Origin of the sequence: Cellulomonas sp. PhB150, from assembly GCF_003755175.1 — a bacterium.
Classification (GTDB): Bacteria; Actinomycetota; Actinomycetes; order Actinomycetales; family Cellulomonadaceae; genus Cellulomonas.
Window position 1 is genome coordinate 629730 of the sequence record NZ_RKHX01000001.1, and the last position, 13012, is coordinate 642741.

Sequence of the window (13012 nt, forward strand, 5' to 3'; positions counted from 1 at the left end):
TGCTCCGCCGCCGTCCCCCGAAGGAGACCCGATGGGCCTCGTCGTCTCGCACCTGTCGATCGACTGCACGGACCCCAACGCCCTGGCCGGCTGGTGGGCGGAGGTGCTCGGCTGGGAGCGCGCCTGGGAGGAGGACCCGGACGACGACGAGGTGGGCATCCGCGCGGCCGACCGGTCCGCGGAGTGGCTGTTCCTCAAGGTGCCGGACGCGAAGTCGGTGAAGAACCGCCTGCACCCGGACCTGCGTCCGCCCGACGGCTCCGACCAGGCCACGGAGCTCGCCCGCCTGCTCGCGCTCGGCGCGACGCCCATCGACGTCGGGCAGGGGCCCGAGGTGCTGTGGCACGTGCTCGCCGACCCGGAGGGCAACGAGTTCTGCCTTCTGCTGCGCACCCCCGCCCAGGTGAAGGCCGACGGAGACTAGCGAGCGGGCCGCCACATCGCTGCGGGCCTAGCGCCCTCGACCGAGGTGATGATCGACGTCGTCGCGAAGCCGTGCCGCACGTACAGCCGCCGGTTCTGCTCGCTCGACGACTCCAGGTACGCGGGCATCTGCTCGCGGTCGACGACGGCTAGGCGCGAGGCGAGCAGCGCGGAGCCGACGCCGGCCCCGCGGGCCTCGTCGGCCGCACCGATCATCGCCAGGTACCAGTGCCGCTCGGTCGGCCGGTGTGCCGCCAGGCGCGCCTGGTTGCGGGCGGCGCGGACCATCCCCCGCACGCCGAGCGCACGGAGGAACGCGGGAAGCTCCGTGGCCTCGTGCGCGAGGTGAGCCAGCGGCGAGGCGCGGCCGGGCGGCTCCCAGAGGGCGACGCCGACGAGCAGCCCGTCGCTCGCTCGTCGGGCGAGATCGACGTGGCCGTGCCGGAGCGGTCCGCTGCGGATCAGCGGCCGGAACAGTGCTGCCAGCTGCGTGACGGTCGGACGGCCGAGGCCCGTGATCGCCAGGGTCGCGGCATCGTCCTTGAACGCCTCGGCGAGGACGGCGGCGGCCGCGGAGACGTCGGCGCGGGTCGCGGGCGTGACGACGAGCTCCATCAGCGGGGCACGGAGTGCGTCCAGCCGGCGTACGGCGTGCACCGCTGCTCGTCGCCCGACCACTCGCTCTCCACCGCCGCGTACACGTAGGCATCGTGCCAGCAGTGCTGCCCGTCCGCGTCCGTGGAGAACGCGGCGACCTGGCGCAGGTGGCCCTCGCGCCGCATCCCGAGCCGCTCGAGCAGCGCCCACGACCGGGTGTTGCGGGGGTCGCACCGCGCGCTGACGCGGTGGGCACCCCAGGCGCGGAAGCAGACGTCGAGCAGTGCCGCCGCGGCCTCCGTGGCATAACCCGAGCCCCAGTGGGCAGGGTCGAAGACGTACCCCAACGTGTACGAGCGCCACGCCTGCGGGTCGTCGTGCCGCAGGTACAGGTTCCCGACGAGGCGCTCGTCGGACCGCAGGCACACGGCCCAGAACGACGCGTCTCCCGCCCGCTCGAGGGCGAGCTCGTGGCACTGCGCGCGCGTCTGCGTCCCGTACGGCTCGAACCGCACCGCCTCGGGCCGGGACAGGTACGCGTGCAGGGCGTCCCCGTCCGCGGCGGTGAACCGGCGCAGGAGCAGCCGGTCCGTGCGGATCGTCCCGCGCGCGCCGACTCCCTGGACCATGATCACGGTCCCCACCCTGGCCCTCCGGTGCGGTTGCTCACCTGGACCTTCGTCCCGCCGGCCATCCGGAGGCGTCAAGCGAGGCGCGTCCAGGCGCGGAGGCGCGCGCCGTCGAACTCGTCCACCAGCTCCTCGGTGAACGTGAAGCCGGCGCGGCGGGCGACGGCCTCGCTCGCCCCGTTGCCGACCATCGTCCGCACCCGGACCGACTCGGCACCGTGGCTCAGCGCCCAGTCCGCGAGCGCGACGACGGACCGTGTCGCGATGCCGGCGCCCCGGCCGGCGGGCAGCAGCGCGTAGAACACGTCGGGCGAGGTGCCGTCCAGGTGGGCCAGCCCGATCGTCCCGACGGGCGCTCCCCCGGTCCGGATGACGTAGCGCGTCGACAGTCCGTCGCGGGCTCGGTCGATGCTGCGGGCGACCCGGTGGCGCGCGTCGGCCTGCTGAGGTCCGCGGGATGGAAGGTCCAGCGCGGCACGTCCTCGACGAGTGACAGCGCCTGCTCGAGGGTCCAGTCGTCGGGGGCGAACGCGTTCAGCGCCACCGCCGGGTCACCGGCCACGAGCAGCTCGTCGGGGGGCGTCATCATGCTTGCAACGCTAGCGAGGGCGGGCCGGACGGCGCGACGGCTTACCGCGTGCGACCCGCCGTCGGCGGGCGGACGGGTGAGTGAGGCGGATGAGTCAGTCGATACGCCGGGTTCTGTCCCCGCGCGAGGTTGCCCCCGCGCGGGTGACGGCCATCCATCTACGACGTACGTTGCCGCACGCCTCCAGCGGCCTACCCGGGAGCTCGGGCGGGCAGCCCTCGAACGCTCCCTGTCTGGCCTTGCTCCGGGTGGGGTTTACCTAGCCGCACCGGTCGCCCGGCACGCTGGTGGTCTCTTACACCACCGTTTCACCCTTACCCCTCCAGCGAGCCGGAGGGGCGGTCTGTTCTCTGTGGCACTGTCCCGCGGGTCACCCCGGGTGGGTGTTACCCACCACCCTGCCCTACGGAGCCCGGACGTTCCTCGGCGAGCCCGAGGGCTCGACGCGGCCGCCTGACTGACTCATCCGCGTGAACGAGCCTATCTGCTCCCATCCGGTGGGGTGACCGCTCCGAACGACGGTCATGGACACTTCGAGCTACCTCTCGCGGCGAGAGCGTGTGATCCTCGCCCACCTCGCCCTGCCCGTCACCCTCAACCAGATCGCGATGTCGCTGTTCGTCAGCCGCAACACGGTCAAGACGCAGTGCCGGTCGATCTACCGCAAGCTCGAGGTGAACGACCGCGACTCCGCGGTGCGCGTCGGTCGGGAGCGCGGCCTGCTGGCCGACGACCCGATCGAGGACGACGAGGACGTCGAGGTGGTCCAGCAGCGCGATCACACGTCGACGCGGTAGCCCAGCGTCAGCTCGTCGCCGGCCATGCCGCGGATCCCCCAGTTCTGCGGCGGGCTCTCGAGGATGACGACCTCCAGGTCGTCCGCGTCGAGCCCCAGGGCCGCCGTGTTGGCGTACAGGGCGGCCAGGAGCGCCCGACGAGCCTGGGGCGACCTCCCGGTGAAGCAGACGATCTCGACCACGAGGTACTGCTCCGAGCGCGGCGCGACGAGGTCCTCCGCGTCGAGCAGCAGGAACCGCTGGAACCGCTTCTCCTCGGGCAGCCCCCACGCCCCGACCAGCGCGGCGTGGATGGCGTCCGACAGCGCGGGACGCCGGGGCGCCCAGACGTCGCGACGGCCGTAGATCTTCACCTGCGCCATGAGCACTCCCCCGGGTCGAGCGGCGACGCGCGGCAGCCTACAGTCGGGGCGTGCTCGTCATGCTGCCCCCGTCGGAGGCCAAGACCTCCCCCCGCCGCGGCCGTCCGGTCGACGTCGACGCCCTGTCCTTCCCGGCCCTCGCGCCCGTGCGCCGCAAGGTGGTCGACGCCCTCGCGGAGGTCAGCGGGCGGCCCGACGCACTGGAGCTGCTCGGGGTGGGTGCGTCGCTGGCCGACGAGGTGGCGCGCAACACCGTCCTGCACCAGGGCACGGCAGGCCCGGCGCGGCACGTCTACACCGGTGTCCTGTACGGCGCGGCCGGCCTGGACCGCCTGACGCCGACGGGCCGCGCGCGCGCGGCCGAGCACGTGCGGATCATCTCCGGGCTGTGGGGGGTCGTGACGCCCGAGGACGTCGTGCCCGCCTACCGACTGTCGATGGGCACGGACCTGCCGGGCATCGGCCCGTTGGCGGCCGCGTGGCGCGGGCCGCTGGCAGAGGTGCTCGACCCGCAGGCCGACGGGCAGCTCGTCGTCGACTGCCGCTCGGCCGCCTACCTCGCCGCGTGGACGCCACCGCGCAGCGCGGACTGGGTCACGGTCCGGGTCGAGCGCGAGCTGGACGGCGTGCGCTCGGTCGTCTCCCACCACGCCAAGCACACGCGCGGCGTCCTGACCCGGCACCTCCTGACCCGCCGCGGCCGCGTGCCGGCCGACGCCGAGCACCTCGCGCGCGTGGCAGCCGAGCTCGTGGGCGACGAGCTGCTCGCGGTCGAGCTCGCACCCCGCAAGGGCCGCGGCGCGCGGGTCCTGTCCCTCGTCGTGGCATGAGCCCGCCGCGCCGGAAGGTGCCCTGGTGGGCCGTCGGCGTCGTCGTGACCCTCGTCGTCGTCCTCACGGGCTGGCTCCCGGCCGACGACGCGCGCGAGCTGGCCTCGCGCACCGTGCCGATCCTGCTGTTCGTGGCGGCCCTGACCATCACCGCGGAGATGTGCGCGGGCGCCGGGCTCTTCGACGCGGCGGCGCGCCTGGCAGCGCGCGTGGGTGGCGGCCGACGCGCGGTGCTGTGGCTGCTCGTCGTCGTGCTCGCGACGCTGAGCACCGCGGTGCTCTCGCTCGACACCACGGCGGTGCTGCTCACGCCCGTCGTGATCGCCCTGGCCCGGCAGACCCGCAGCAACCCGCTGCCGTGGGCGCTGGCCGTGCTGGCGCTGGCGAACACAGCCTCGCTGCTGCTGCCGGTGTCCAACCTGACGAACCTGCTCGCCGACCACACGCTGCGCGCGCAGCATGTGAGCTACCTGGGGCTGATGTGGGCACCGGCGCTGGCCGCCATCGTCGTCACGGTCGGGGTGCTGGCGCTGCGGGACCGGTCGGCGCTCGCCGGGACGTACGACCAGCCGCCGCCGCGCACCGTGCGGGACCAGCGGCTGCTCGTCGTGACGGCGGTCGTCGTCGGCGCCATGGCCGTGGCCTTCGTCGTCGGCGCACCGCCCGCGCCGACCGCGATCGTGGCGGCGGCCGCCCTGACCGCCCTCACCGTGCTGCGCACCCGCGCGCTGCCCGTTCCCGCGAAGGACCTGGTCCCGTGGCGCACGCTGCTGGTCGTCGCCGCCCTGTTCGCGGTCGTGGCGACCGCGCACGCGCACGGGCTCGGCGAGTGGCTGTCGCGTGCGGCGGGCAGCGGGGACGGGTTCGGCGACCTGCTGCGCCTGGCCGGCGTGGGCGCGCTCGCGTCGAACGCGGTCAACAACCTGCCGGCCTACCTCGCGCTCGAGCCGACCGCCGGGACCGAGCCCCTCCGCGTGGCGGCGCTGCTCATCGGCACGGGCGCGGGCCCGCTCATCACGCCCTGGGGCTCGCTCGCCACCGTGCTGTGGTGGCACCGCTGCCGTCAGGTGATGCTGCCGGTCCCCGCGCGGACGATCGTCGTGCAGGGCCTGCTGCTCGCGCCGCTCGTGGTCGTCGCGGCCGTCGCCGCGCTCGTGCTGGTCTAGCTGCCCCAGCCCTCGCTGGGGACGCCGACGACGGCGATCTCGTGCCGCTTGTCCGCGAAGAGCCGGATGATGCTGACCGAGGCGGGCGCGACGCGGAGCTGGCTCCACGAGGAGGGCTGCGCGCCCATCGCGACGCCGAGCGCCGCTCGGATCGCCACGGCGTGGCTCACGACGACCACGGTCCGGTCGGTGCCGCCCTCGATCAGCTCGTCGAGCCCGCGCCGCAGCCGGTCCCCCACCTGGGCGATCGACTCGCCGCCCGGCGGCTCGACGTCACCGTGCGTGTGCCACGGCTCCAGCCGGCCGGGCCAGCGCTCCTCGATCTGCCCGGCGGTCAGCCCCTGCCACTCGCCGAAGTCGGCCTCCTGGAAGGTCGCATCCGTGCGCACCTCGAGGCCCAGGCGCTCGGCGATGATCGCGCCCGTCATCTGGGTGCGGACCATCGGCGAGGCGATGACCTCGCTCGGGTAGGCGATGTCGCCCCACAGGTCGCGGCCGACGCGGTCGACGAGCGCCGCCGCGGCGCGGGCCTGGGCGAGGCCGTGCTCGTCGAGCGGCGGGCCGGGCTCGCCGGAGCCGGAGTAGCCGCCCGCGACGGTCATCGTGGTCTGCCCGTGGCGGACCAGGACGACCGTGACGGGCAGCTCGGAGTCGAACCGCACGCCCGCGCCCGAGGGCTTCGGGGCGCGGCCGGTGCCGGGATCGCTCATGGGTCCACCCTGGCCGCCCGCGGGCGACCGCGCTAGCGGAGCGGCGTCAGGCGCCCTCGGGAAGGCGGACCAGGATCCGCCCGCACTCCTCGCAGCGCACGACGGTGTCATCGGACTTCTTCTTGATGACGTCCAGGTCCAGCGGGTTCAGCTCGAGGCGGCAGCCCTCGCAGCGCCGTCCGCGCAGCGCCGCGGCGCCCGATCCGCCGAGCTGGCCGCGCAGCCGCTCGTACAGGGTGACCAGTGCCGCGTCGAGCCCGTCCGCCTGGCCGGCGCGCTCGCCGCCGACGGTCGCGATCTCCGCGTCGATCTCGGCGAACGCGGCGTCACGCTCGGCGACGACCTCGGCCTTGCGGGCGACGAGCGCGTCGTGCGCGACCGTGACCTCGGCGAGCGCCGTCTCGTGCGCCTCGAGGCGCTCCATGACCTCGAGCTCGACCTCCTCGAGGTCGCCCTGCCGGCGGGCGAGGGTCTCGAGCTCGTGCTGGATGGCCTGCAGGTCCTTGGGGCTGCCCTGGCCGGAGTCGAGGCGCGCCTGGTCCCGTGCGGCGCGCGACCGCACCTGCTCGACGTCGGCCTCCGCCTTGGTCACCTCGCGCCGCAGGTCGCTGACCGCGGTCTGGGAGGTGACGAGCGCCGTGTGCAGGTCGTCCAGCTGCGAGTCCAGCTCCGCGAGGCGCGCGAGCTCGGGCAGCGTGCGGCGCTTGTGCGCGAGCTGGTCGAGGCGCGTGTCGAGGGCCTGGACGTCGAGCAGACGTCGCTGGTCGGCAGCGGGGGCAGTGGTCACGAGGATCCTTCCGGCGGGGTGGCTCGCCCCGTCCAGGGGTCGGTGCGCAAGGTGCTGACGCGGGTCTCTACCGTAGTGCCCAGCGCCGCCAGGTCTGCCTCGAGGTCCCGGGCAGCGTGCTCCAGCCACGGCCACTCCGAGGCGAAGTGGGCCAGGTCGACGAGGTATGGGGTGCTCGGCCCGGCGCCGGCCTCGAACTCGGCGCGCTCGCGCAGCTCGGAGGCGGGGTGGTGGCGCAGGTCCGCCGTGACGTAGGCGTCCACCCCGGCGGCCCGCACGGCGTCGAACAGCGAGTCGCCCGAGCCGCCGACGACCGCGACGCGCCCGACGATCCCGTCCGGGTCACCCGCGAAGCGCACGCCCTGGGCGGTCGCGGGGACCGCCGCTGCGACCCGGGCGGCGAAGTCACGCAGCGACACCGGCTCGCGCAGGACCCCGACGCGCCCGATCCCGGTCTCGCCGCCCTCGTCGGCCGCGACCAGCGGAGTCGTGTCGACGAGCCCGATGGCCAGGGCCAACGCGTCAGCCACGCCGCCGACGGCTGCGTCCGCGTTGGTGTGCGCCGCGTACAGCCCGACCCCGCCCCGGATCAGCCGGTGGACGAGCGCGCCCTTGAACGTGTCCGCCCCCACCGAGGTCACCCCGCGCAGCAGCAGGGGGTGGTGCGTCACGACGAGGTCCGCGCCCCACGCGAGCGCCTCGTCGACCACCGCCGCGACGGGATCCACCGCGAACAGCACCTTGCGGACCTCGTCGGCCGGGTCACCCACCACCAGCCCCACGGCGTCCCACGACTCCGCGGTGGCGGGCGGGTACCGCCGCTCGAGCACGTGCACGACGTCGGCCAGGCGCGGAGTACTCACGCTCCGCACGCTACCGGCCGCGGGCGCCCGATCGCCGGTGTGAACCCGTGGGTGTGCGGATGGGTGTGCGACACGCCGCGCACGGTGCTGCGTGTCGCACACCCATCCGCACACCGACAGGGAACCCTCGGGCGGACCCGGCCGGACCGGGCCGGGACCAGGACAGGCTGCGGTGGCCCGGCGCTACTCAGCGCGGGTGGTGGCGGCGACCGGGTCGCCGACCGCGAGGCGGCCCGGGCGGACCGGGACGGCCTGGATGCCGAACCAGACCTCGCCGTCCCAGCGGCGGTGCCGGGCCAGGGAGCGCAGCGGCTCGCGGCCCTTCGCGTACGTGTCCGGGTCGACCGTCGTCATGACGCAGCGCCCGCAGTGGTCCGCGAACCGCAGCTCGACGTCGCCGAGCGTGATCCGGTGCCAGCCGTCCTCGACGAACGGCTCGAGGTCGCCCTCGACGACGACGTTCGGTCGGAACCGCCGGACGTCCAGGGGCTGGAACGCCGCGGGCGCCGGGTTGCCCTGCGCCAGGGCGGTCGCGACGGCCTCGTCGTGCGCCTGCGCCGCCCACGCGTCCATCTGCCGCAGCGACCCCGCCGTGAACAGGTGGATCGGGCCGGTGTCGGTCAGCGCGAGCGGGTCGGCGAGCGTGCCGCCGTGCTTGTCGGACATCCCGCGGCGCGCGGGTTCGTCGAGCCACGCCAGCCGCGCCGTGCGCCCGACGAGCTCCGACACCCAGCCGGCCGCGTCGTCGCCCGCGTCCGTGACCGTGGGGATCCGCGACATCGTGACCTCGAGCGTGCGGCCGCCGACCGGCGTGGCCACGTCGAGCGGCCCCAGGTCGGTGGACCCGAGCCGCACGCCGTCGGGCAGCGGCTCGGCAGTGGCCGAGAGCATGCGCGGGAACTTGCGCGCCGTCAGCGTCGTGCCGGCCTCGTCGACCACCATCCAGCGACGGTCGCCCGCGGGGCCGGCGATGCCGACGTCGACCGCGTCGACGACGTGGCCGGCGAACGACTTGACGGGGTAGACCGTCAGGCGGCTGACGTGGGCGTTCACGGCGACTCCGGATCGGCAGGGGCTCGCGTCGTCGCGTGCTCAGGGTGGGCCCGGCCGGTTTCGAACCGGCGACCTCCGCGGTGTAAGCGCGGCGCTCTGACCAGCTGAGCTACAGGCCCCTCGTCGGCCAGGAAAGCGGGCCGACGACGGGCGCACAGCCTACCGGCGGCGTCAGGCGACGAGCGTCGCCAACGCCTCCTTGTAGGCGGACAGCGGTCGGGCCGCGCCCGACTCGCTCACCACGGACCACACCACGACGCCCTCGGCATCGATCAGGAACGAGCCGCGCCGGGCGTAGCCGCGGTCCTCGTCGAAGACCCCGTAGGCCTTCGACGTCTCACCGTGCGGCCAGAAGTCGGAGAGGAGGTCGAACGCGTAGTTCTCGTGCTCGGCCCACGCGCGCAGCGCGTGCGAGGGGTCGCAGGAGATGACCAGCAGGTGCACGCCGGCGTCCTCGAACGCGGCGATGTTGTCGCGCAGCTCGCACAGCTCGCCCGTGCAGGTGCCCGAGAACGCGAACGGCACGAACACGATCGCGACCGGACCGCCGCGCAGACCAGCCAGCGTGACGGGCGTGCCGTGCGTGTCGGTCAGGGAGAAGTCGGGGGCGACGTCGCCGACCTCGGGACTCACAGGACGCTCACTTGCCGCGCCCGCGGGTCGCCAGGCGCGTCGCGGACCAGTCGGCGGCGATCGAGAACGTCGTCATCGCGTGCAGGCCCGACGTGGTCGCGGCCTCCTCGATGTCGCTGTGCGAGACGTGCCCGCCGCGCCCGGACTTCGGCGTGAAGACCCAGATCGGCCCGTTGTCGTCGAGCACCGTGAGCGCGTCGACGAGGTAGTCGGTCAGGTCGCCGTCGTCCTCGCGGAACCAGATGATCGCGCCGTCGGTGACGTCGTCGTAGTCCTCGTCGACCAGCTCGGTGGTGGTGATGGCCTCGACCGCCGCGCGCAGGTCGTCGTCGACGTCGTCGTCGTACCCGAACTCCTGGATCACCTGTCCAGCGGTGAGCTCCAGACGGCCTGCCGCCTGCGAGGCGACGCCGTCCGCACTGTCTGCCACGTCCCGACCGATCCCTTCGTCACGACGACCGGTATGTAGTGGACGGCCGCCTCCTGATGTCCGCACACCGTAGCCCACCGCATCCCGCGGGGCCCTGGCAAGTGGGCGCAGGTGTCCGTCCCGCGAACGGGTGTCACGCACGTCACGGTCCGTATCCGGTACCCAAAGTGACTTTCGGGCCCGCGGGGTCCGAGAATGGGTCGACTACCCCGCTCGGTGAGCAGGCGCAACCACGCGCCACGCCCGCCCGGCCGGGCCGACGATGTGCGCCGACGCCGACAAGGGCTCGCGCGCGGACGAGAGGCGAGGAGCACTGGTGGCTTCGATCGACGAGACAGGACCGCTCATCGGCGGCCTGCTCAGCCAGGTACCGGACATCGATCCCGAAGAGACGGGCGAGTGGGTCGAGTCGCTCGACGGGCTCATCGACGACAAGGGCGGCCCGCGGGCGCGCTACGTGCTCATGAGCATGCTCCGCCACGCGCGTGAGCGGAACGTCGCCATCCCGGCGTCGCTCAACACGCCGTACGTCAACACCATCGCGGTGCACAACGAGCCGTACTTCCCCGGCGACGAGGTCATCGAGCGGCGCTACCGCTCGTGGAACCGCTGGAACGCGGCCGTCATGGTCACGCGCGCGCAGCGCCCCGGCATCGGGGTCGGCGGGCACATCTCGTCCTACGCGTCGGTCGCGACGCTGACCGAGGTGGGGCTCAACCACTTCTTCCGCGGCAAGGACCACCCCGGCGGCGGCGACCAGGTCTACTTCCAGGGCCACGCCTCCCCCGGCGTGTACGCCCGCGCGTTCCTCGAGGGTCGCCTGTCCGAGCACCAGCTCGACGGCTTCCGCCAGGAGCTCTCGCACCCGGGTGGCGGCCTGCCGTCCTACCCGCACCCGCGCCTCGCGCCGGACCTGTGGGAGTTCCCGACCGTCTCGATGGGTCTCGGCCCGTCGAGCGCGATCTACCAGGCGTGGACCAACCGCTACCTGCACCTGCGCGGCATCAAGGACACGAGCCAGCAGGACGTGTGGGCCTTCCTCGGCGACGGCGAGATGGACGAGCCCGAGTCGCGCGGCATGCTGCAGCTGGCCGGCCAGCAGGGTCTGGACAACCTGACCTTCGTCGTGAACTGCAACCTGCAGCGCCTCGACGGCCCGGTCCGCGGCAACGGCAAGATCATCCAGGAGCTCGAGGCGCAGTTCCGTGGCGCGGGCTGGAACGTCATCAAGGTGATCTGGGGCCGCGAGTGGGACACCCTGCTCAACGCCGACAAGGACCGCTCGCTGGTCAACCTGATGAACAGCACGCCCGACGGTGACTTCCAGACCTACCGGGCCGAGAACGGCGCGTTCATCCGCGAGCACTTCTTCGGGCGCGACCCGCGCACCAAGCAGCTCGTCGAGAAGATGACCGACGACGAGATCTGGGCCCTCAAGCGCGGCGGCCACGACTACCGCAAGATCTACGCGGCCTACAAGTCCGCGCGCGAGCACACGGGCCAGCCGACCGTCATCCTGGCCCACACCATCAAGGGCTACGGCCTGGGCTCCGGCTTCGCCGGGCGCAACGCCACGCACCAGATGAAGAAGCTCAAGAGCGACGACCTCAAGACGCTGCGCGACTCGCTGCACATCCCGATCACGGACGAGCAGATCGACGAGAACCCGTACGTCCCGCCGTACTTCCACCCGGGCCCCGAGGACGAGGCCATCCAGTACATGCTGGAGCGCCGCCGCCAGCTCGGCGGGTTCGTGCCCGAGCGCCGCACCACGCACACCGCGCTGACCCTCCCGGGCGACAAGGTGTACGAGGGACTGGCCAAGGGCTCGGGGCACCAGGAGGTCGCCACGACGATGGCGCTCGTGCGCCTGTTCAAGGACCTCGTCAAGGACAAGGACTTCGGCCACCGCCTGGTCCCGATCATCCCCGACGAGGCGCGCACGTTCGGCCTGGACTCGATCTTCCCGAGCGCGAAGATCTTCAACACGCTCGGGCAGAACTACCTCGCCGTGGACCGCGAGCTCATGCTGAGCTACAAGGAGTCCGAGTCGGGGCAGATCATGCACACCGGCATCAACGAGGCCGGGTCGGCGTCGGCGTTCCAGGCCGTCGGCACGTCCTACGCGACGCACGGCGAGCCGCTGATCCCGTTCTACTTCTACTACTCGATGTTCGGGTTCCAGCGCACCGGCGACCAGTTCTGGGCCGCCGGGGACCAGATGGCGCGCGGGTTCCTCATCGGTGCCACCGCCGGCCGCACCACGCTGACGGGCGAGGGCCTGCAGCACGCCGACGGCCACTCCCCGCTGCTCGCCGGCACGATGTCGCACGTCGTGCACTACGACGCGGCGTACGGCTACGAGCTGCGCCACATCGTCCGCGACGGCATCGAGCGGATGTACGGCGAGGGTCACGACCGTGACCGCGACGTCATCTACTACCTGACCGTCTACAACGAGCCGATCGTCCAGCCGGCCGAGCCGGAGGGCGTTGACGTCGAGGGCATCCTGCGCGGCATCCACCTCGTCGCACCGGCCGAGGGCGACGGGCCGCGCGCCCAGATCCTCGCGTCGGGTGTCGCGGTGCCGTGGGCGCTCGAGGCCCAGCAGCTGCTGGCCGACGACTGGGGCGTGCGCGCCGCGGTCTGGTCCGTGACGAGCTGGAACGAGCTGCGTCGCGACGGCCTGGCTGCCGACAGGCAGGCCTACCTGCACCCGGGCGAGGAGCCGCGCGAGGCGTACCTGACGACCAAGCTCGCCGGTGCCGAGGGCCCGTTCGTCGCGACGACGGACTACGACCACCTGGTCGCCGACCAGGTGCGCGCGTGGATCCCCGGCACGTACGCGACGCTCGGTGCCGACGGGTTCGGCTTCTCCGACACCCGCGCCGCCGCGCGCCGTCACTTCAAGATCGACGGCCCGTCGACCGTGGTGCGCGTGCTGCAGCAGCTCGCCCGCTCCGGTGCGGTCGCCCCCGAGGTGCCCGCACAGGCCATCGAGCGGTACCGCCTGCACGACGTCACCGCCGGCACGTCCGGCAACGCGGGCGGCGAGAGCTGATCGCCTGCTGACAGCACGAAGGGCGCCTCCCGTCGCGGGAGGCGCCCTTCGTCGTTTCCGGGTGCGGCGCGCCCGATCAGGC

The 13012-nt window shown here is 73.4% G+C and carries 15 protein-coding genes, 1 tRNA gene and 1 other RNA gene; 5 read left to right on the plus strand and 12 right to left on the minus strand.

The window, feature by feature from the left end; translation table 11 throughout:
• Nucleotides 1–31: 31 nt before the first annotated feature.
• Nucleotides 32–424: a VOC family protein gene (locus EDF34_RS03020; protein ID WP_123369869.1), complete on the plus strand. Its 393-nt coding sequence runs from the start codon at nt 32–34 to the stop codon at nt 422–424.
• Here the strand turns inward: EDF34_RS03020 and EDF34_RS03025 are convergent.
• The 4 genes from EDF34_RS03025 to rnpB all read right to left on the minus strand — a co-directional run bounded on the left by EDF34_RS03025 (nt 421) and on the right by rnpB (nt 2703).
• Nucleotides 421–1080 carry a GNAT family N-acetyltransferase gene (locus EDF34_RS03025; protein ID WP_233575156.1) on the minus strand — a complete coding sequence of 220 codons (660 nt, stop codon included), beginning with the start codon at nt 1078–1080 and terminating at the stop codon, nt 421–423. The two genes, EDF34_RS03020 and EDF34_RS03025, sit on opposite strands and share 4 nt — an antisense overlap.
• A complete protein-coding gene (locus EDF34_RS03030) occupies nt 1038–1649 on the minus strand; it encodes a GNAT family N-acetyltransferase (RefSeq protein WP_123370640.1) in 612 nt (203 codons plus the stop codon). Before EDF34_RS03030 ends, EDF34_RS03025 begins: the two co-directional genes overlap by 43 nt.
• A gap of 74 nt (nt 1650–1723) precedes the next feature.
• Nucleotides 1724–2164, minus strand: a complete 441-nt coding sequence (locus EDF34_RS03035; RefSeq protein ID WP_123369870.1) for a GNAT family N-acetyltransferase — start codon at nt 2162–2164, stop codon at nt 1724–1726.
• Nucleotides 2165–2324: 160 nt separating this feature from the next.
• Nucleotides 2325–2703: RNase P RNA component class A (gene rnpB / locus EDF34_RS03040), an RNA gene on the minus strand.
• Nucleotides 2704–2762: 59 nt separating this feature from the next.
• Here rnpB and EDF34_RS03045 point away from each other — a divergent pair.
• Nucleotides 2763–3035, plus strand: coding sequence for a LuxR C-terminal-related transcriptional regulator (locus tag EDF34_RS03045; RefSeq protein WP_123369871.1), 273 nt, complete (start codon nt 2763–2765; stop codon nt 3033–3035).
• On the opposite strand, the gene EDF34_RS03050 is transcribed toward EDF34_RS03045, so the two are convergent.
• A complete protein-coding gene (locus tag EDF34_RS03050) occupies nt 3017–3397 on the minus strand; it encodes a tautomerase family protein (protein WP_123370641.1) in 381 nt (126 codons plus the stop codon). The genes EDF34_RS03045 and EDF34_RS03050 overlap by 19 nt on opposite strands.
• Nucleotides 3398–3447: 50 nt before the next feature.
• On the opposite strand from EDF34_RS03050, the gene EDF34_RS03055 reads away from it, so the two are divergent.
• Nucleotides 3448–4227, plus strand: coding sequence for a YaaA family protein (locus EDF34_RS03055; RefSeq protein ID WP_123369872.1), 780 nt, complete (start codon nt 3448–3450; stop codon nt 4225–4227).
• Nucleotides 4224–5393: an SLC13 family permease gene (locus EDF34_RS03060; RefSeq protein ID WP_123369873.1), complete on the plus strand. Its 1170-nt coding sequence runs from the start codon at nt 4224–4226 to the stop codon at nt 5391–5393. Before EDF34_RS03055 ends, EDF34_RS03060 begins: the two co-directional genes overlap by 4 nt.
• On the opposite strand, the gene EDF34_RS03065 is transcribed toward EDF34_RS03060, so the two are convergent.
• The 7 genes from EDF34_RS03065 to EDF34_RS03095 all read right to left on the minus strand — a co-directional run bounded on the left by EDF34_RS03065 (nt 5390) and on the right by EDF34_RS03095 (nt 9869).
• Nucleotides 5390–6103 (minus strand): histidine phosphatase family protein, encoded by a 714-nt coding sequence (locus EDF34_RS03065; RefSeq protein WP_123369874.1) that lies wholly within the window; start codon nt 6101–6103, stop codon nt 5390–5392. The genes EDF34_RS03060 and EDF34_RS03065 overlap by 4 nt on opposite strands.
• A gap of 46 nt (nt 6104–6149) precedes the next feature.
• Entirely contained in the window at nt 6150–6890 is a 741-nt protein-coding gene (locus EDF34_RS03070; protein ID WP_123369875.1) for a zinc ribbon domain-containing protein, read from the minus strand.
• Nucleotides 6887–7753: a Nif3-like dinuclear metal center hexameric protein gene (locus EDF34_RS03075; protein ID WP_123369876.1), complete on the minus strand. Its 867-nt coding sequence runs from the start codon at nt 7751–7753 to the stop codon at nt 6887–6889. The genes EDF34_RS03070 and EDF34_RS03075 overlap by 4 nt, the downstream gene beginning before the upstream one ends.
• Before the next feature lie 183 nt (nt 7754–7936).
• A complete protein-coding gene (locus EDF34_RS03080; protein ID WP_233575157.1) occupies nt 7937–8806 on the minus strand; it encodes an MOSC domain-containing protein in 870 nt (289 codons plus the stop codon).
• Nucleotides 8807–8851: 45 nt separating this feature from the next.
• Nucleotides 8852–8925 (minus strand) — tRNA-Val (locus EDF34_RS03085).
• A 52-nt stretch (nt 8926–8977) separates the two neighbouring features.
• On the minus strand, nt 8978–9439 hold the full coding sequence (locus EDF34_RS03090) for a peroxiredoxin (RefSeq protein WP_123369877.1): 462 nt from the start codon (nt 9437–9439) through the stop codon (nt 8978–8980).
• 7 nt (nt 9440–9446) lie between these two features.
• The gene (locus EDF34_RS03095; RefSeq protein ID WP_123369878.1) at nt 9447–9869 is read right to left on the minus strand and encodes a DUF3052 domain-containing protein; all 423 of its coding nucleotides are present in this window, start codon (nt 9867–9869) and stop codon (nt 9447–9449) included.
• Nucleotides 9870–10185: 316 nt separating this feature from the next.
• Between EDF34_RS03095 and aceE the strand changes: the two genes are divergently transcribed.
• Nucleotides 10186–12930 (plus strand): pyruvate dehydrogenase (acetyl-transferring), homodimeric type, encoded by a 2745-nt coding sequence (gene aceE / locus EDF34_RS03100; protein WP_123369879.1) that lies wholly within the window; start codon nt 10186–10188, stop codon nt 12928–12930.
• Nucleotides 12931–13012 lie beyond the last annotated feature (82 nt).